This window comes from Edaphobacter lichenicola, assembly GCF_014201315.1.
GTDB lineage: Bacteria > Acidobacteriota > Terriglobia > Terriglobales > Acidobacteriaceae > Edaphobacter > Edaphobacter lichenicola_B.
The window spans coordinates 96,448-115,888 of the sequence record NZ_JACHDY010000003.1 but is presented as its reverse complement, the minus strand read 5'-3'; the positions used below and the strand labels follow the sequence as shown (position 1 = coordinate 115,888).

Sequence of the window (19,441 nt, the reverse complement as noted above, 5' to 3'; positions counted from 1 at the left end):
CTGCCGGACGAGCCTCCTGCGCGGAGAGCGGTCACTTCGTGACTTGTAATTGCTTCGCGTGGTGCTCCCGTTGGTCGCAAGCCGGATTCCGCGCCGACCAACGGGAGGCCCTATGCAGATCATCCTGCCTGGAAAGGTATACAAGTCACGAAGTGACCGCGCCGCGCGTAGCGGGCCCCGTCCGGCAGGACTTTATTTACTTGGTGCAGCTCTTTCCGTGGTCCCCGTGAGCGCCCTTGGCTTTGGCATCAGCCTCAGACATATAAGAGCCTTCCTTCGTCTTCCCGTAAAAGTCCGACCCATAGCAGTGGTAGACGTTGCTCGAAGTATTCACCCACACCAGTCCAGGACCGCCACCAGCAGCCTGCGGACGAGCAGCAGCCTTCTGTGAGGGAGACAGCTTTCCCGACGTCCCACCCCCCGCCGCCGCCGCTGGTGCAGTAGCCGCAGCAGCCGCAGGCGCAGCAACTGGAGCTGTCTTAGCAGCCGCAGCCGGTGCGGCAGCAGGTGCAGTAGCAGCAGCAGGCGCCTTCGCCGTCGAAGCGGCATACCACTCCTTCACCCCCTGGTGTCCCCGGCAAGCCCCCGCTTTACTCGCAGCCGTCGAGTAGGTTCCGTCCTTGCACATTCCTGTAGATCCCGCTGGTGCCGCTGCCTGGGCCACAGCCATCTGTGCGCCGACGAGCCCCACTGCAACCGCCATTAAACACATCGAAATCTTCATAAAATCTCCTGTAGGTTCAATTTAGGGTGTCCGAATACCGCCAAATCCTATCCCATCCGGCCTGACCTGTCACCAAAAACCGCGAAAACCCGTTCCATTGCCTCAAAAAACAAACCAATTGTCACCCAAACGAGTTACAAACTACTGCATTCGAGGGATAGCACCTGGCTAATGCTCCCCCTAGTCTTAGCCGATAGGAGGGACCATGCAGACACCAACGTACGCAGACATACACAACCGCTACACAGAACTCACCACCCGAACCGCTCGTCAAAACAATGCAGACGGCTTCCTCGAGACCCATCATGTACTCGATATCGCGCGCAGCCTCTTCCTGTCCTCCCTCCTGTGGATGGCGCTCGCAATCATCGTTTACACGGTCTACTCCATGGTCGCCGGCGCACGCTAACCAGCACTCCGATCAATAGTGCCGCAAGTTGCAACAAGCAACAGCTCCGTCAAATCCTCCCCAGACGAGCCCAGCCAGTCGAGCCAGACGAATCCAACCTCCCGCCGATCAGCTCCCCTCCAGGCAAGCTCCAACCCGCGCCCTGTAGGATCCAAGTGAGATGCTCGCCGCGACCCCCATCACCCACTGGATAGGTTTTCACCTCTTCATCCTCATCCTCCTCGGGGCTGAACTCCTCTACGTCCGCCACCAGGGCCCCTCCAAAACTCAATCCACCTCGGTCGCCGCCACCATCCTGTGGGTCGCCGCCGCCCTCGCCTTCGCCCTCTTCCTCCTTCGCTCCATGGGCGGCCTGGCCGCAACCCAGTACCTTGCCGGCTACGCCATCGAAGAGTCGCTCTCCATCGACAACCTCTTCCTCTTCCTCCTCCTCTTCCGCGTCTTCAAGATCGAACCCGCCCACCAGCCCAAGGCCCTCTTCTGGGGCGTCCTCGGCGCCATCCTCATGCGCGGAGCCTTCATCGCCGCCGGTCTCGGCCTCCTGGCCCGCTTCGAGTGGATCAGCTACCTCTTTGCCGCGATCCTGCTCATCGCCGCCATCCGCCTCGTCCTCCCAGGCGCCGAAAAACCACAAATCGAAACGCCCCGCTGGATCGCCTGGCTCTCCCGCCTCCACCCCGTCAGCCTCCGTCAGGACAAGTTCTTCGTCTTCGAGAGCGGCCAGCGCATGATCACCGTCCTCTTCCTCGCCCTCATCGCCATCGAGCTCACCGACGTCGTCTTCGCCCTCGACTCCATCCCCGCCGTCCTCTCCATCACCCGCCAACCCTTCCTCGCCTACACCTCGAACATCATGGCCGTCATGGGCCTCCGTTCGCTCTACTTCCTCCTCGCCCACCTGCTCGCCAAGCTGCGTTTTCTCCACTACGGCCTCGCCGCGGTCCTCGCCTTCGCAGCCTTCAAGATGCTCGCCGCCCACTGGATCGAGATCGGCCCTCTGCTCTCGCTCGCGGTGATCGTAGCCATCCTGGGAATCACCATCGCCCTCTCGCTTCTCTCAAAAAGAAACCAGCCAGCGGTCCTGAACCGGTAAGTTCCAATCTCACCAATCGCCTCCGACCCCCATCGGAGGGACTCCGCGCCAGCGAGCCAGCAGAAGAAGCCAACAGCCAAGAGACAAAATTCAAGAAACAACATTACCTATCTCTCGTGGAAAAGAGTTTCTTCCTCCTGGAGCAGAAGGTCGAAGCCTCTTATTAATTCATAAAGTTTAAATCCGTCTTCAATCCAGCTTCGTTCTGCAGAGTTCAGAAAACTCCCTCCCAAAATTCCGCAAAAGTCCGCTTTCACAAAATCTTCAGCGAACGACACCCTTTGGCGTGCCACTTGCACTACTTGGAGCCGTCAAGGTCCTCCGCCGCAAACTTGCGACGGCAACCTGGATTTTCTGACGACAAAACAAACGTTCGCTCAAGGCACACTACGGGCCGTCGAAGTCTGGCGGCCCGCTTTTTTTCACCAACAATCCCCTCACCACGCGATCAGATCTCCTCCGCCCTGGCAAATCGACCGAACAAAACACAGACTCGCCCAAAAGCCGCCCTCCAAATAAGACCGAACTTGTCGTATATCAATTCATTGTGTAAAAAAGACTTAATGTCCTCTTCGCACACCCTCCTGAAGTACACCCGGCTCGTCCACCTCTATCTTGGTGTCTTCATCGCACCTGCCCTGCTCTTCTTCGCCTTTACCGGAGCGCTCCAGACCTTCAGCCTCCACGAAACCACGCGCGGCAGCAGCTACAAACCACCCGGCTGGGCCGTCATCCTCGGACAGATTCATAAGAAGCAAACCACCGCCGTCCCCGTAAGAAAACTCCCGCCGCCCGACAGGTCCCCAGACAGATCAACAGACAAGCCCTCAAATAAGAGCTCCGATAAGCAGCCGGACAAATCTCAATCCGCCGCCACAACCACCCCACAGCCGGCACAAAGCCCATCGCCCCAATCATCGGACACGCCCGCCCCTAAGCCACACAACGCACTACCCCTGAAGATCTTCTTTCTCCTGGTCTCCATCGGTCTGTTTGTTTCGACCATCTCAGGCATCTACATGTCCTACAAGTACATCCGCAACAGAGCTCTCATCACGACCATCCTGATCGCCGGCGTCATCCTTCCCATTCTCCTGACCATCCTTTAATTAATCCTTTAATCACGATCCCGCTTCTACCGAAGAGCTCCAAAGTCGCTGCCCCCTCACGGCTCCAACTCCTGTCGTTCGCGGTCACTCCCCCACCGCAGCAGAAACACCAACACCATCACCGCGACGATCCCGCCCCCAAACAGCCCAGCCATAGCCGCTGCCAGAGCGGCCGGGCCACTATGGAAGAATCCATTCGCCCTGACATCCGCAACCTTGCAGTAGATCGCCATCGCCGCCACGCAAAAGCACAACATCGCCCCCACAATCGATGTAACCAATCCCTGAAGACCCCGATCACGACTCAAGCCGGAACCTCCGCCCACTCCGAATGCGTCCCCAAACCAGCCCCATCTCAAGCAACAAACTCAAGCCTCCCCTCCTGCATCACCGAGTGCTTCGCAACCTCATCCCGCAGCGGAAAATCGTTCCGAAAATGTGCTCCCCGGCTCTCCTCGCGCCCCAGAGCCGACGCCACAATCAGCTCCGCCACCACGTGCAGATTCCTCGCCTCCACCGCCCGCCGAGTCAGCCCCTTCGGCATAGCCGCGCCCAGCGCATCCAACCCGCGCTTAGCCTGCTCCAAACCATCCTTATCCCGCAGCAGGCCAGCGTACTTCCACATCAGATCGCGCAGCTCCTTGATCCATCTCTCCGTCGCAGCCTCCGGCGTCACACCCCCACTAGAAGCCACCACCGAAGCACACGCATCAAGCTCCGTCAACGACCTCTCCGCAACCATCGTCTCCGCAGCCAGCGCCCCAAACACCAGCCCCTCCAGCAGCGAGTTGCTCGCCAGCCGATTCGCTCCATGCACCCCCGTGCACGCCGCCTCGCCCGCCGCATACAACCTTGGCAGCGTCGTCCTTCCCTGCACATCCGTCTTCACCCCACCCATCAGATAGTGCGCCGCCGGCCGCACCGGAATCAGATCCCTCCCCAACTCCAGCCGATACTTCGCCAGAAACTTCGAGATCCCCGGAAATCGCGCATGCAAGTCGACCTTCACATGCCGCATATCCAGATAAACCGCCCCATCCATCCCCTCCCGCGTAATCGCCCGCGCCACCACATCCCGCGGAGCAAGCTCCAGCAGCGGATGATACCGCTCCATAAACCGCTCCCCCTTCGCATTCACCAGGGTAGCGCCCTCGCCCCGCAGCGCCTCACTCAGCAAAAACCGCGGGGCCCCCGCCTCACTGAACGCCGTCGGATGAAACTGATAAAACTCCATATCGCTCACCGCCGCACCCGCCCGGTAAGCCATCGCAATCCCATCCCCGGTAGCCACCGCAGGATTCGTCGTGTCGCTATAAACCTGCCCCGCCCCACCACTGGCCAGCAGCACAGCCCCAGCCCGAACCACCCTCAGCCCACCCTCACCATCCAGCAGCGTAGCCCCCACCACGCGCCCACCCTCCACCAGCAGATCCACACTCGTAGCCCACTCCATCAACTCGATCCTCCCCCCACGGTCCCCAGCCTCCCGCACATGCCGCAGCAGCGACACCGCAATCTCCTTCCCCGTCGCATCTCCATTCGCATGCAATATCCGCGACAGGCTATGCGCCCCCTCGCGCGTCCGCATCAACTCGCCCTCTACCCCCTCCTTGCCCTTCGGATAGCGATCGAACGCCGTCCCCCACTCCAGCAGCTCCTCCACCCGCTTCGGCCCCTCGGTCACCAACACTGCCGCAGCCTCACGATTCACCAGCCCATCCCCAGCCGCCATCGTGTCCTCCAGATGCAGTGCGACATCCTCCTCGCCCCCCATCGCCACCGCGATTCCACCCTGCGCATAAGCTGTATTCGACTCCGCCAGCTCTTCCTTGGTCACCACCAGTACCGTGCTCGTCTCCGCCAACCGAATCGCCGCACTCAGCCCTGCAATCCCTGCCCCAATCACCAAAAAGTCGAACCGTTCCATCCTTCAATGCTACCGGAGTTGAAAGGATAGGTCCTGCCGGACGGGCCTCCTGCGCGGAGGGCGGGCGTTCGCACGCCTTTTTAAAGCTTCGCGTGGTCCTCCCGTTGGTCGGCACGAGATCCAAACCCGCGACCAACGGGAGCGCCAACCGAAGGGGTATACAAGTCACGAAGTGACCGCCCCACGCGAAGTGGGCCCGTCCGGCAGGACGCCTGTCTTTCAAAAAGAACAGGTACGATACGATGAAGAAACCGTGCCCGTAATCCCCATCAACACGCCCTCCGCAACCTACAACGTCACCATAGCCCCAAACCTCCTCCCCACCCTCCACCCCCGCCTCCGCAAACTAAACCCCGGCCGCCCCTTCCGCCCCTTCATCATCACCTCGCCCAACATCTGGGCCCTCTGGTCCAAGCCCTTCCTCGCCAGCTTCAAAGAACCCCCCACCGTCCTCTTCCACCCCGCAGGCGAGCGCCACAAGCGCATGGCCAGCGTCGAATCCCTCGCCCAGCAACTCTCCACCGCAGGAGCCGACCGCGACGCTCTCCTCCTCGCCTTCGGTGGCGGCGTCATCGGCGACATCACCGGCTTCCTCGCCGCCATCTACATGCGCGGCATTCGCTACGTCCAAATCCCCACCACCCTCCTAGCGCAAGTTGACTCCTCCATCGGCGGCAAGACCGGCGTCAACCTTGCTGCAGGCAAAAACCTCATCGGCAGCTTCCACCATCCGCAAGCCGTCTTCGCCGACACCGACCTCCTCCGCACCCTCCCCCCCGCCGAACTCCGCGCCGGCCTCCAGGAGTCCATCAAAGCCGGCGTCATCTACGACGCCAGGCTCTTCCGCTACATGGAACAAAACGCCGAAGCCATCCTGAGCGCAAGCGCCCCCGCAAAACGAAACGCCGACACCGCAGCCCTGGCCAAAGTAGTAGCCGCCTCCGTCCGAGTCAAAGCCGAAGTAGTCAGCCAGGACGAAAAAGAGTCCGGCCTCCGCATGATCCTCAACTTCGGCCACACCATCGGCCACGCCATCGAAGCCGCCACCAGCTACAAGCAGCTCCTCCACGGCGAAGCCGTGGCCTGGGGCTCCATCGCCGCCCTCAGCCTCGCTGTAGCTCGCAACACCATCGTCGAAAAAGATGCCAACCGCATCGTAAACCTGATCCTCCGCTACGGCCCACTCCCCACCTTCAAAGCCACCGCCGAAGAACTAGTAGCCCTCACCGCACGCGACAAGAAAAACCGCAGCGGCATCCGCTCCTTCGTCCTCCCCACCGCCATCGGCAAAGTAGAGATAGTCCACGACGTAACCGAACCCGAACTCCTAGCCGCGACGCAATCCATGCTCACTCTCATGCGTACTGGAACCTGAGCGTCCTAAAACCACCTACATAACCGAATACCATTGAAGACCTTCATAACAAGATCAAGTTGCCGCAGCAGTAAACAATTTCGACGGATGCCATTATGCGAACACCTCTCTACAAACGCCCTAAAGATCTGATGTGGTATTTCGGAATTAGCGCGGCCCTCATAGGCGTAGTGGTTGCCATTTCCGTAGCCGGCGTGAGCCGGAACACATTATTCCAATGGCTCTACACCGTAGTTTCGATTCTCTTCGTCTTCTGGTACTTCGTCACAGACAGCCGCACGCTTTGGAAAAGTAGATCTTTCTGGATTTTTACATTCACACTACTTATGCTTCACGGCTTCGCTCTGACCATCGTTTGCGAGCATGTCGAAAAGGTGAAACCAGTTCTTTTTTTTGTGGGAATTTGGTTGGAACTGTGCGTCTTTTTCCTATCCAGGAACATGCTTTTCCCCGGCCATTCCACCGCCTTTCAAACAAAGAGCCCTGGCTCGAACAAAGATTTCAACAATAATGACTTCTGAAACCAAACCCGAACACGAACGCTCCACCGGAGCCCGCCCCGCCGGCATCACCACCGAGCAAGCCGCAGCAGCGAACGTCCAGCAGATGTTCGACACCATCGCCCCCGCCTACGACCGCGCCAACCACCTCCTCTCCGCCGGCATCGACCACTCCTGGTGGACCCGCACCGCCCGCCTCTTCCGCCCCATCCTCCAGCATCCCGAAGCCGTCACCCTCGACCTCTGCTGCGGCACCGGCGACATGACCATGGCCCTCCTCAAACACCGCCCCACCACCCCCGGAGCCGCGCCCATCCTCGCCGTAGACTTCTCCCACCAGATGCTCTCACTAGGCATAAAAAAGTTCGGCTCCCACAACGTCGTCCCCATCGAAGCCGACGCCCTCCATCTCCCCATAGCCGACGCCTCCGTCGACCTCGTCACCTCCGCCTTCGGCTTCCGCAACCTCGCCAACTACCACGAAGGCCTCACCGAGATCCTCCGCGTCCTGCGCCCCGGCGGCCAGCTCGGCATCCTCGAGTGCAACCAGCCCGAAGGCCTCACCGGCGCCCTCTACAACATCTACTTCAAGTCCATCCTGCCCCGTCTTGGCGGCCTCATCACCGGCAACGAACGCGCCTACAGCTACCTCAACGCCTCAGTCGAGCGCTTCCCCCGCCCCCCCCGCATGCTCCAACTCCTCAAAGCCGCAGGCTTCACCGACGCCACCTGGACCAGCTACACCTTCGGCGTCGTCGGCCTCTACCACGCCACCAAACCCTGAACACCGCCGCGCACCCCACGCCTCTCCGCCCCGGCAGTGATATCGTTCCCTCAGCTTCAACGATCCACTGCAACTCCTTGCTCCCAGAGGTGGCATCCAGATGGCCGCGCCCTCCACCCCGGTCCTCAATGACTCGACCGCAGCCAGCGCAGCCATCGGCGCATCCGCCATGCGCAAAGCCACCCAGCGCCTCATCCCCCTCATCGCCCTCGGCTACGGCGCAGCCTACATGGACCGCGTCAACATCAGCTTCGCCTCCCTCCAGATGAACCGCGACCTCCACTTCAGCTCCACAGTCTATGGCTTCGGCGCCGGCCTCTTCTTTCTCAGCTACGCCGCCTGCGAGATCCCCTCAAACCTCCTCCTCTACCGCTTCGGAGCACGTCGCTGGCTCGCCCGCATCATGGTCACCTGGGGAATCCTCGCCATGGCCATGCTCTTCGTCCGCACCCCCTGGCAGTTCTACACCGCGCGCTTCTTCCTCGGTGTCGCCGAAGCCGGATTCTTTCCCGGAGTCATCTTCTATCTCACGCAGTGGTTCCCGCAGGAACTCCGCGCCCGCGCCATCAGCCGCTTCTACATCTCCCTGCCGCTCAGCTTCGTCTTCATGGGCCTCATCGCCGGCGCACTCCTCAATCTCGACGGGAACCTCGGCCTCCGCGGCTGGCAATGGCTCTTCCTCGTCGAAGGCATCCCTCCCATCCTGCTAGGCATCGCCTTCCTCTACCTGCTCCCCGACGGTCCCCAGCAGGCCAAGTGGCTCACCGAAGACGAGCGCGCGTGGATCATCCACCACGTCCACAACGACCCCTCTCTAAGCGGCCAGCGCAGCCACAATCTCAGCGCAGCCCTCCTCGATCCACGCGTCTGGCAGCTCGGCCTCTTTATGATGTTGATGCTCGGCTCCTCTTACGCCTACACCTTTGTCGCTCCCGACGTCATCCAGCGAGCAACCCACCTCAGCACGTCAAAGGTCGGCTACCTCGTCGCTGCGCTCAGTCTTCTCGGAGCAGCCGCCATGCTCCTCAACGGCATCTACTCTGACCGCGTCCAGCGTCGAACGCCACACAGCAACTATCCTCGCTACATGCACATCATCCCGTGGGCCTTCCTCATCTCCGTCGGCTTCTTCGCCTGCGGTCTCTCAACAAATCCAATCAACGTAATCATCTCCATAGGCACAGTTATCATCGCCTACAACGCGATGCAGGGCCCTCTCTGGTCTCTCCCCGGCAGCTTCTTTCAGGGGCGATCCGCAGCCGCCGGTATAGCCACCCTCAATATGATCGGAATGATCGGCGGCTTTCTCGGCCCTTACTTCGTAGGCTTCGCAAAAGATCTCACCGGCGACTATCAACGCGGCCTCCTCCTTATGAGCATCCCCATGCTCCTCGGCGCCCTCATCATGTTCTATCTCCGCGCCGAAACGCGCCTCCGAAGCCCAACCCTCAGCCCCGAAAACCCTGTACCATCTTCTCAATGAGCACCACGGCCCAGCCCGAACAAGCCGCCACCCCACACAGCGCCAAGCGCTCCGCCGCGCTCTTCTCCGTCCTCGCCGCCTTCGCCGTCACCCTCCTCAAGCTCCTCACCGGCCTCCTCACCGGCTCCCTCGGCATGCTCTCCGAGGCCGCCCACTCCGGCATCGATCTCATCGCCGCCGCCATCACCCTCTTCTCCGTCCAGGTCTCCGACCGCCCCGCCGACGCCGACCACACCTACGGCCATGGCAAGATCGAAAGCCTCTCCGCCGCCATCGAGTCCGTCCTCATGCTCGGCTCCTGCGTCTGGATCCTCACCGAAGCCGTCCGCCGCATCGCCCACCGCCAGCACCTCGCCCTCAACTTCTCCATCTGGCCCTTTCTCGTCCTCCTGCTCTCCATCACCGTCGACTACACCCGCTCCGGCAAGCTCCAAAAAATCGCAGACGAAACAAAAAGTGAAGCCCTCGAAGCCGACGCCATCCACTTCCGCACCGACATCTGGTCCTCCATCGCCGTCCTCCTCGGCCTCGCCGCCAGCTACATCGGCCAGCGCTTCCAGATCCCTCAACTCGAACTAGCCGACCCCATCGCCGCCATCATCGTCTCCGGCATCATCCTCCACGTCACCTGGAATCTCGCCCGCCGCACCATCGACGCCCTCACCGACGCCACCCCCATCGAAACACGCTCCCAGGCCCGCGACATGACCCGCGACATCGCCGCCATCGACGGCGTCCTCTCCGTCGACCGCATCCGCACCCGCCGCGCCGGCCCCAACTACTTCGCCGACCTCACCCTCGGCCTACCCCGCAACCTCACCTTCCAACGCTCCGAGCAGATCACCATGGCCGCCACCGCCGCCGTCCGCCGTCACCTCCCCGGCGCCGACGTCGTCGTCCACTCCATCCCCACCGCCTCCACCGCCGAAAGCCTCCACGACCGCATCCGCGCCGTAGCCGCCCGCTCCAACCTCGCCATCCACGACGTCGCCGTGCAGGAGTACAACCAGGAACTCCATGTCGAACAGCACCTCGAAGTCGACGAGAAGATGTCTCTCAGCGCCGCCCACGCCCTCGTCACCCAACTCGAGTCCGACATCCGCCGCGAGATCCCCGAGATCTCCACCATCCTCACCCACATCGAAAGCGAACCCGCCACCATCGAGCGTCCCGCCTCCCTCGAGCGCGACCGCCAGCTCGAAGTCCGTCTCCGCCGTGCCGCCCAGGCCTTCCCCGAGATCCTCGACATCCACGAGGTCTTCGTCACCCGCGCCCACAACAACGGAGCCGACCGCATCCAGGTCAACTGCCACTGCACCCTCCCCGACGATCTCCCCATGTCGAAGGTCCACGAGATCATCACCGCCCTCGAGAACGCCTTCAAACTAGACTGCCCCGAGGTCTCCCGCCTCCTCATCCACCCCGAGCCCGCCACCGACAACCGCCGCTGACAGCGCGATCCATAAGGCGGTACGGCAGTCGTCATCAAGGTGTGGAAGTCGTCATCCTGAGCGCAGCGAAGGATCCCCGTATTTCGCCTTTGTCTTAGTCGTCGCACTTTGCCATCGCACCCAACACTCAGTGACATCCCGCCAACAAACCTCCGCTACAATGAAAACCGTGCGACGCCTCATCAGCATCACGTTACTTCTCCTCTTCAGTTCGCCGCTGATCTCGCCCCTACTGGCCCTTACCGCCAGCAGCCAGGCGAATCTCCCGGCCTGCTGCAGACGGAACGGCGCGCATCACTGCATGGAGAACATGCAGCAGCCGGACTCCTCCGGCATCAACGTCTCGACGATCCCGCAGAAGTGCCCCTCCTACCCAGCGGCCGTCACTCAGATCCAGCACGGAGATCTCTCCTGCAACGCTGCATCCCTCCTCTTCGCCGGGATCGTCAGCCACCCCTCCCTAAAGACCCAGACCGAAGCCCGCGCCCGCGTGGCTCTCGATCGCTCCCGCCAAAAACGCGGCCCTCCCTCCTTCTCCCTCTAAGCGACCCGACCAGCAGCCAACCCACCTCCCGCAACAAAACGGGAGCACTGCCGTCCATTCCGCAGCTCCAACTCCGTCAGCGTCTCTGACGAGGGAAGTCCGAAGCCCCATGCGCAAGCTTGCACTACTCTGTCTCCTGTCGCTCGTCAGCGCCATCACCGCCCGAGCCACCATCTTCAGCCAGCTCCACGGAGTCGTCCACGACCCGCAGCACCGCCCCATCGCCAACGCCCGCATCGAGCTCCACGCCGCCAACTCCGCCTTCACCCGATCCTCCACCACCGCGCAGGACGGCTCTTTCACCATCCCCTCTCTCCCCCTCGGCGACTACACCATCACCATCTCGCAACCCGGCTTCGACACCGCAAAGCAATCCATCACGCTAGCCTCCGACACCGCACCCGTCCTCCACATCGAGCTCCAAATCGGCACCATCGAACAAACCACCAACGTCACCACCGACCTCAACACCGCCAACGTCAACACCGTAACCCCCACCACCCTCATCAGCCGCGACGACATCGCCCAAACCCCGGGGGCCGACCGCACCAACAGCATGGCCATGATCACCGACTACGTCCCCGGCGCCTACATCACCCACGACATGCTCCATATGCGCGGCGGCCATCAAGTCTCCTGGCTCCTCGACGGCGTCCAGATCCCCAACACCAACATCGCCTCCAACCTCGGCGCGCAGATCGACCCCAAAGACATCGACTACATCGAAGTCCAGCGCGGCAGCTACACCTCCGACGTAGGCGACCGCACCTACGGCGTCTTCAACGTCGTCCCCCGCACCGGCTTCGAGCGCAACCGCCAGGCCGAGCTCATCCTCAGCGCAGGCAGCTTCCTCCAAACCAACGACCAGCTCAACTTCGGCAACCACACCGAAAAGTTCGCCTACTACGCCAGCCTCACCGGCAACCGCAGCGACTACGGCCTCTCCCCACCCACCGGAGTCGTCATTCACGACGCCGCCAACGGCTACGGCGGCTTCGCATCCCTCCTCTACAACCGCACGCCCAAAGACCAGCTCCGCCTCATCACCCAGCTCCGCGCCGACTACTTCCAGATCCCCTACGACCCCGACCCCAACAGCCCCGGCAACCAGCAGTTCCAATCGAGCGGCCTCCGCGACGGCCAGCACGAGCTCGACGGCACCGTCGCCTTCTCCTGGCTTCACACCTTCAACCCCGCGACGGTCCTGCAAGTCTCACCCTTCTTCCACTACAACCGCGCCGACTACGAATCCAACCCCAGCGACATCCCCGTAGCCACCACCTCCGACCGCAGCTCCACCTACGCCGGAGCACAAGCCAACATCACCACTGAAGTAGCCCGCAACACCATTCAGGCCGGCTTCTACTCCTTCGGCCAGCACGACAACTACCTCTTTGGCGCCATCTTCAACGACGGCACCAACACACCCGCCTTCCGCACGCCAGACTCAGCCTCAGGCGGAGTCATCGAAGCCTACCTCTCCGACAACTACAAACCCACCTCCTGGCTCACCCTCATCGCCGGCCTCCGCCAAACTCACTTTCAAGCCGAGTTCACCGAGAACGTAATCGCCCCACGCTTCGGCGTGGCCCTCCGCATCCCCAAACTCAACTGGGTCTTCCGCGGCTTCTACGGCCGCTTCTACCAACCGCCACCTTTACTCACCTTCGGCTGCACCACCGCAGCCATCGCCGCCGGAACCTGCAGCCTGCAAAACTTCGCCCTCAGCACAGGAACCAGCTTCGCCCCACTCCACGGCGAGCGCGACGAAGAGCATCAGTTCGGCGTCCAAATCCCCCTCCGCGGCTGGCTCCTCGACGCCGACACCTTCAAGACCCGCATCAACAACTTCCTCGATCACTCCAACATCGGCGACTCCAGCATCTACTTCCCCGTCACCGTCGACGGCGCCCTCGTCCGCGCCTGGGAGCTAAGCCTCCGCAGCCCGCGCCTCTGGAACTTCGGCCAGGCCCACCTCGCCTACTCCAACCAGATCGCCGAGCAGCGCGGAGCCATCACCGGCGGCCTCATCTGCTCTCCTCCCACCTCAGCCGAGTGCGACGTCGACCCCAACTACACCCCCGTCGACCACGACCAGCGCGACACCCTCAACGTGGGCTTCAACGCCACCCTCCCCTGGCGAACCACCGCGTCCACCAACCTCTACTACGGCTCCGGCTTCGTCAACGGCGGCTTCAATCCCGACGGCCCACCTGCCGACCCACGCTACCCCAATCCCTACCTCCCCGAGCACACCACCTTCGACCTCTCCATCGGCAAAACCTTCAACGAAAAACTATCCGCCTCCGTCACCGCAACCAACGTAGCCAATCGCCGCGTCCTGCTCGACAACAGCCTCACCTTCGGCGGCTTCCACTACAACGACCCCCGCGAGATCTTCGCCGAACTACGCTACCGCTTCAAATACTGAGAAGAGAAGATATGTCCTGCCGGACGGGCTCCCTGCGCGGGAGGCGGTCACTTCGTGACGCGTGTACCGGTCGAGGCACCGTCATCAGCCAAGGTCCTCCCGCTGGTCGGCCCGAGCATCGCGAGGACCCCAGCCGCTCATCCCACCAAAAAAAGGTATACGCCCCACGAAGTGGGCGCCCTCCGCGCAGGAGGCCCGTCCGGCAGGACAGATATACTCAGAAAACGCATGAAGCCCCGCATCCCCAGAAAAGTCACCCGAAGCATCAACCGCTTCTTCAACATCGTTCTGGGCGCCCTTGCGATGCTCACCGTCGCGCTCGTCTCCGCCTTCATCACCATGCGCCTCGCCATCCACGGCCACGAGGTCAAAGTCCCCGACCTCACCAGTCTCACCCTCTCCGAAGCCAGCAAAAAAACCAGCTCCCTCGGCCTCGTCCTCAGCCTCGAAAACCGCTTTTACTCCCCCAACACCCCACCCGGCCGCGTCCTCGCCCAATCCCCCGCCCCCGGCCTCACCGTCCGTCGCGAGTGGCCCGTCCGCGTCACCGAAAGCCTCGGCGCCCAGCAAGTCGCCATCCCCGACCTCCTCGGCCAAACCGAGCGCACCGCAACCATCAACATCCGCCGCCTCGGCCTCGAACTCGGCGCCGTCTCCCACATCGCCGCCCCCGGCGAACCCGGCGTCGTCATCGCCCAAACCCCCACCCCCAACGCCATCGGCGTCGATCGCCCTCGCGTCAGCCTCCTCCTCAGCGACCCCGTGAGCGCAAACTCCGCCGAAGCCTTCGTCATGCCCTCCCTCGCCGGCCTCACCCTCGCCGCCGCCGCAGCAAGAGCAGCATCCGCCGGCCTCCACATCGCCAGCGCCGAAGACCTAAACCTCAACTCAGCCTCAACAGAAGCCGCCCCACTCACGCCGCAATCCCCACCCAGCGCCACCACCCCAGCCTTCACCGAGCCCATCGCCCACACCGTCTCCTCCATCGGCACCGTCATCGCGCAAACCCCACCCGCCGGCCACCGCGTAGTCAAAGGCGACCCAGTCCACATCACCCTCACCGACTAATCCTCCTGTTGCCTGTTCTTGAAATCCCAACCAGCCCAAAGCCATCGGGTGCCCCATCCATCGCAGCCTCATCGCGATGGGTGGGAACGTACTCCTCTCCCCAGCAAGCCTTTGTCGTTGCGGTTGTCGTTGCGGTTGCTGATGTCGTTGCTGTTGTCCTAAGCCCGCTCCAGAATCACCGCATAAAACCCATCGCCCCCATGCACTCCAGGCAGCGTCCGCAGCGCCCCATCCCGCACAGCCGAACCCATCTCCCCACTCAAAACCCCACGCTCAGCAAGCTCCGCCATCACCCCATCCACCGGCACCCGCACCACTCCACCCGCACCAACAACCGCATCCACCACCACCTCACACTCCTCCGCCTCCAGCGAGCAAGTCGAATAAACCAACCTCCCACCCGGCCCCAACCGCTTCAGCGCCCCCTTCAAAATCGCTCTCTGCCTCTCCGCCTGCCGAGCAAACTCCTCCACCTTCAACCGATGCCGAATCTCCGGATTCCCCGCCATCGTCCCGGTCCCCGAGCAAGGCACATCGCACAAAATCAAATCAAACTCCCCCGCAACACCCTTAGCCTCCGCTGCATCGGCAACCGCAAACCCAACCCGCTCCGCATACGCATACCGCCGCAGCCTCGCCTCCGTCTGTGCCAGCCGCTTCGCACTCACATCGCTCGCCAGGATCTCAGGTCCGCCCTCCGCCCCGCCCAACCGCTTCGCCAGAACCAGCGTCTTCCCACCCGGAGCAGCACAACAATCCCAAACTCTCTTCGCCCCCGGCACAGCCGCCGCAGCAATCTCCCCCACCAGCCGCGACCCATCATCCATCACCGGCCAATCCCCACCCCGCTCCACGAACATCCCACCCTCAACCGGCTCCTGCTGATCCGCCTCACAGATCTTCAACGCCGCATCCCGCCCATACGCCGCCACCCATCGCTCCACCAGCCATCGCGGATGCCCCAGCCTCTCCGCAAACGCCGCAACCGACTCATGTATTCTCACTCCCGGCTTTTGCGCCGCCGCCAACTTCCGCAGCACGGCATTCACCATCCCCGTCGCATGTGGCTCCCCCGCCGCCCTGCACAGCTCCACACTCTCACTCAGCGCCGCATGCGCCGGAATCCGCTCCAGATGCAACAACTGAAACGCCCCCATCCGCAGCGCAATCGCCACCGGCTCCGCCAGCCTCTGCTCCGGCCTCTGCAACAACCCGCGTACCCGCGCATCCAGAGCAATCTGCCATCGCAGCACACCCATCACCAGAGCCGTCGTCAGATTCCGATCCTCAGGCGACAACCCATCCACCCGCGCCGAATGCAACAACTCATCGCTATGCCCCTTGTTCTCCCCCACCAGCTTCAAGATCTCAAACGCAGCCAGCCGAGCGGGCGTTATCTTCGCAACCGCAGCCTCCACCGAGGCCGTAGGCCCAGCCGACACCGGCCTCTTCCGCGCAACCACCGCCTTCGCCGCCCCTTCTACTCCCTGCCCCCTGGGCCCTACACCCTGCTTCTTCATATCCCCAACCGTTCGCCACTCTTCACCTGATACCCCCGCAAAAACTCCGCCGCACTCATCCGCTTCTTCCCTTCCATCTGCACCTCCAGCAACTCCGCCACCGTCCCACCCGCGCACCCAACTAACATCTGTTCCCCATCCACCAGCAACTCCCCCACAGCAACCGAACGCGCTCCGCCAATCCTCATCTTCGACACAATCAGCTTCTTCCCCCGCAGCGTCGTGTGCGCCCCCGGCCAAGGTTGAAACCCTCGCCAACGGTCGTAAATCTGCTTCGCCGAGCGAGAAAAATCCACCAGCCCATCCTCACGCTTCAAAATCGGAGCCAGCGTAGCCAGCGAGTGGTTCTGCACCTCGGGACAGATCGTTCCTGCCTCCAGCCTCTTCAGCGTCTCCACCATCAACTCCGCGCCCAACGGGGCGAGACACCCGTACACATCCACCGCCGTCTCCTCCAACCCCACCGGGCACACCGCCGCCAGCAGCATATCGCCCGTATCGAGCCCCGCATCCAACCGCATCGTCGTAACGCCCGTCACCAACTCGCCGCAAGCCACTGCCCACTGAATGGGAGCAGCACCTCGGTATTTAGGAAGTAACGATCCGTGCAGATTGATATTCCCAAACCGCGGCAGCTCCAGCATCCACTGCGGAATGATCCTTCCATACGCGACAACAAGAATCGCATCAGGCTTAATCTCTTCCAGCCGCCCGCGCAACTCAAGGTTGTTCTTGATCTTCTCCGGCTGCACCACCGATAAGCCATGCTGCAACGCCGCCTGCTTTACGGGAGGCACATGCACCTCCAGCCCGCGCCCCGCCGCACGGTCCGGCTGCGTCACCACCAGCGCAATCTCATGCCCAGCCGCAATCACGGCCTCGAGCGTAGGTACTGCGAACTCCGGCGTGCCACAAAAAACTAATCTCATTTTGATAACCCTCTGTCCTGCCGGACGAGCCTCCTGCGCGGAGGGCGGTCACTTCGTGACGCGTATACCGGTCAAGGCACCGTGATCCGCGTAAGTCCTCCCGCTGGTCGGCCCGAGCATCGCGAGGACCCAAGCAGCTCATCCCACCCAGACAAGGTATACGCCCCACGAAGTGGGCGCCCCGCGCGCAGCGGGACCGTCCGGCAGGACACCATTACCACTCACCGTTTTTAATCAGCTTCTTAATCTTCCGAATCACCAGATCCCGCTTCAGCCGACTCAGCCGATCAATAAACAGCACACCATCCAGATGATCAATCTCATGCTGCATCGCACGTGCCAGCAACTCCGTCCCCTCAATCTCAAACCACTTCCCCGTCACATCCTGCGCCTTCACCTTCACCCACTCCGCCCGCGAAACCTTCTCCCGAATCTCCGGCAGACTCAGGCACCCCTCCTCCTCCACCTGCTTGCCCTCACGCTCAATAATCTCCGGATTAATCAGCACAATCTTCTCCTCCGGATTCTTCTTGAAGCTCACATCGATCACCGTAATCCGCTGCGAGATCGCAATCTGCGGCGCCGCCAGCCCAATCCCCTGCGCCGCATACATGCTCTCGAACATCTCCTCAGTCAGCTTCTTCAGCTTCGCGTCAAACACCGTCACCGTCTCACCCGGCTTCGCCAACACCGGATCCGGCCACTTCACCACCTCATGAATCTTCGTCTTCTTCTCGCTCGCCTTTGTCGTCACTCAATACGCTCGAATCTGCTCACAATAGCCATTGAAATTTCGCTGCATCTCACGCAGCGAGTCCCCACCAAACTTCTCCACCACCAGCCGCGCCACCGTCAGCGCAACCATCGCCTCCGCCGCAACACCAGCCGCCGGAACCACACAAACATCGCTCCGCTCATACGCAGCCTTCACCGGCTCCCGCGTCTCAAAACTCACCGACCCCAGCGGCCGCCTCAACGTCGAAATCGGCTTCAAATACCCCCGCACCACCACATCCTCGCCATTCGAGATCCCGCCTTCAATCCCCCCAGCATTATTCTGCTCCCGAGTAAACCCAGTAAACCGCACCGCCTTTCCTACACCCTGCTCCCTACCCCCTACACCCTGCTCCTTCTCATACCCAATCGCATCATGCACCGCCGACCCCACCGACTCCGCCGCCGTCACTCCCCGCCCCAGCTCCACCGCCTTCACCGCCTGCAGACTCATCACCGCCTGCGCCAGCAGCCCATCCATCCGCTCATCCCAGTTCGCATGCGTCCCCACCCCCGGCGGCAGCCCATGCACCACCACCTCAAAAACCCCACCCACCGTATCTCCCGTCCGCAACACCGCATCCACCTCAGCCTTCATCGCAGCTTCAGCTTCAGCATCCACGCAGTTCAACAAAACCTCCTCCTTCAACTGCAGCGCCGCAATCTCCTCCCAAGTCGCCGCCCGCCCAAGCTCCGCCTTCCCCACGCGAATCACATGGCTCGCAACCTCAACCCCCAAAGCCCTCAGCAACAACTTCGCAATCGCACCCGCCGCCACCCTAGCCGCACTCTCCCGCGCACTCGCCCGCTCCAGCACATACCGCGCATCCGGAAAGTCATACTTCAAACTCCCCGCCAGATCCGCATGCCCAGGCCGCGGCGAAGCAACAGCCTTATGCTTCGTAGCATCTCCCGCCTCCACAGGCAGAATCTCAGTCCAGTTCTTCCAATCGTTATTCGCCAGCACCATCGCAATCGGCGACCCGATCGTCTTCCCATGCCGCACCCCGCTCAGAATATGCGCGGTATCTTTTTCAATCCGCATCCTCCCACCGCGTCCATATCCCTTCTGCCGCCGCCACAGCTCACGATCAACAAACTCCTGATCCACAGCCACACCCGCAGGCATCCCACTCACCATCGCTACCAGGCTCTCCCCGTGGCTCTCTCCCGCCGTAGAAAATCGCAACATCCCGTATCAATCCCTTCGAAAACAACGCCGCAAACCTAAATTGTAACAACCGAGCCCGACCCTTCTCCGCGCGCGCGAGCCGCACCCTCTCCACGCAAACCCGCCGCCCCATCCCGCACTCCCACCGA

The 19,441-nt window shown here is 62.2% G+C and carries 18 protein-coding genes; 11 read left to right on the top strand and 7 right to left on the bottom strand.

From position 1 onward, the window contains the following. Positions 1-196: 196 nt before the first annotated feature. On the bottom strand, positions 197-724 hold the full coding sequence (locus HDF09_RS11755) for a DUF3761 domain-containing protein (protein WP_183766453.1): 528 nt from the start codon (positions 722-724) through the stop codon (positions 197-199). Between the two features lie 205 nt (positions 725-929). On the opposite strand from HDF09_RS11755, the gene HDF09_RS11750 reads away from it, so the two are divergent. The 3 genes from HDF09_RS11750 (at position 930) to HDF09_RS11740 (ending at position 3,335) form a co-directional block, all read left to right on the top strand. Then, positions 930-1,133 (top strand): hypothetical protein, encoded by a 204-nt coding sequence (locus HDF09_RS11750; protein ID WP_183766451.1) that lies wholly within the window; start codon positions 930-932, stop codon positions 1,131-1,133. Positions 1,134-1,293: 160 nt separating this feature from the next. After that, positions 1,294-2,226, top strand: coding sequence for a TerC/Alx family metal homeostasis membrane protein (locus HDF09_RS11745; protein WP_183766449.1), 933 nt, complete (start codon positions 1,294-1,296; stop codon positions 2,224-2,226). Between the two features lie 563 nt (positions 2,227-2,789). Continuing rightward, positions 2,790-3,335, top strand: a complete 546-nt coding sequence (locus tag HDF09_RS11740) for a PepSY domain-containing protein (protein WP_183766440.1) — start codon at positions 2,790-2,792, stop codon at positions 3,333-3,335. A gap of 56 nt (positions 3,336-3,391) precedes the next feature. Here the strand turns inward: HDF09_RS11740 and HDF09_RS11735 are convergent, their stop codons facing one another. Beyond that, on the bottom strand, positions 3,392-3,643 hold the full coding sequence (locus HDF09_RS11735) for a hypothetical protein (protein WP_183766438.1): 252 nt from the start codon (positions 3,641-3,643) through the stop codon (positions 3,392-3,394). Between the two features lie 47 nt (positions 3,644-3,690). Further along, positions 3,691-5,262: an L-aspartate oxidase gene (gene nadB, locus HDF09_RS11730; protein ID WP_183766436.1), complete on the bottom strand. Its 1,572-nt coding sequence runs from the start codon at positions 5,260-5,262 to the stop codon at positions 3,691-3,693. A 253-nt stretch (positions 5,263-5,515) separates the two neighbouring features. On the opposite strand from nadB, the gene aroB reads away from it, so the two are divergent. The 8 genes from aroB to HDF09_RS11690 all read left to right on the top strand — a co-directional run bounded on the left by aroB (position 5,516) and on the right by HDF09_RS11690 (position 14,898). Then, positions 5,516-6,637: a 3-dehydroquinate synthase gene (aroB, locus tag HDF09_RS11725; RefSeq protein ID WP_183766434.1), complete on the top strand. Its 1,122-nt coding sequence runs from the start codon at positions 5,516-5,518 to the stop codon at positions 6,635-6,637. 95 nt (positions 6,638-6,732) lie between these two features. Continuing rightward, on the top strand, positions 6,733-7,158 hold the full coding sequence (locus HDF09_RS11720; RefSeq protein ID WP_183766432.1) for a hypothetical protein: 426 nt from the start codon (positions 6,733-6,735) through the stop codon (positions 7,156-7,158). Further along, positions 7,148-7,921: a bifunctional demethylmenaquinone methyltransferase/2-methoxy-6-polyprenyl-1,4-benzoquinol methylase UbiE gene (gene ubiE, locus HDF09_RS11715; RefSeq protein ID WP_183766430.1), complete on the top strand. Its 774-nt coding sequence runs from the start codon at positions 7,148-7,150 to the stop codon at positions 7,919-7,921. Before HDF09_RS11720 ends, ubiE begins: the two co-directional genes overlap by 11 nt. A 100-nt stretch (positions 7,922-8,021) precedes the next feature. Continuing rightward, a complete protein-coding gene (locus tag HDF09_RS11710; protein WP_183766428.1) occupies positions 8,022-9,404 on the top strand; it encodes an MFS transporter in 1,383 nt (460 codons plus the stop codon). Continuing rightward, the gene (locus HDF09_RS11705; RefSeq protein ID WP_183766426.1) at positions 9,401-10,855 is read left to right on the top strand and encodes a cation diffusion facilitator family transporter; all 1,455 of its coding nucleotides are present in this window, start codon (positions 9,401-9,403) and stop codon (positions 10,853-10,855) included. The genes HDF09_RS11710 and HDF09_RS11705 overlap by 4 nt, the downstream gene beginning before the upstream one ends. A 160-nt stretch (positions 10,856-11,015) precedes the next feature. Further along, on the top strand, positions 11,016-11,399 hold the full coding sequence (locus HDF09_RS11700) for a hypothetical protein (RefSeq protein WP_183766423.1): 384 nt from the start codon (positions 11,016-11,018) through the stop codon (positions 11,397-11,399). A 109-nt stretch (positions 11,400-11,508) separates the two neighbouring features. Next, on the top strand, positions 11,509-13,830 hold the full coding sequence (locus HDF09_RS11695) for a TonB-dependent receptor (protein ID WP_183766421.1): 2,322 nt from the start codon (positions 11,509-11,511) through the stop codon (positions 13,828-13,830). 228 nt (positions 13,831-14,058) lie between these two features. Continuing rightward, a complete protein-coding gene (locus tag HDF09_RS11690) occupies positions 14,059-14,898 on the top strand; it encodes a PASTA domain-containing protein (protein WP_183766419.1) in 840 nt (279 codons plus the stop codon). A gap of 158 nt (positions 14,899-15,056) precedes the next feature. Here HDF09_RS11690 and HDF09_RS11685 read toward each other — a convergent pair whose 3' ends face one another. From HDF09_RS11685 to aroC, 4 genes are all read right to left on the bottom strand, one after another. Beyond that, positions 15,057-16,418: a transcription antitermination factor NusB gene (locus HDF09_RS11685; protein WP_183766417.1), complete on the bottom strand. Its 1,362-nt coding sequence runs from the start codon at positions 16,416-16,418 to the stop codon at positions 15,057-15,059. After that, positions 16,415-17,347, bottom strand: coding sequence for a methionyl-tRNA formyltransferase (gene fmt, locus HDF09_RS11680; protein ID WP_183766415.1), 933 nt, complete (start codon positions 17,345-17,347; stop codon positions 16,415-16,417). Before fmt ends, HDF09_RS11685 begins: the two co-directional genes overlap by 4 nt. Positions 17,348-17,561: 214 nt before the next feature. Continuing rightward, entirely contained in the window at positions 17,562-18,101 is a 540-nt protein-coding gene (def, locus tag HDF09_RS11675; protein WP_183766413.1) for a peptide deformylase, read from the bottom strand. After that, complete coding sequence (gene aroC, locus HDF09_RS11670) at positions 18,102-19,313, bottom strand: chorismate synthase (RefSeq protein WP_183766411.1); 1,212 nt, start codon at positions 19,311-19,313, stop codon at positions 18,102-18,104. Positions 19,314-19,441: the final 128 nt, after the last annotated feature.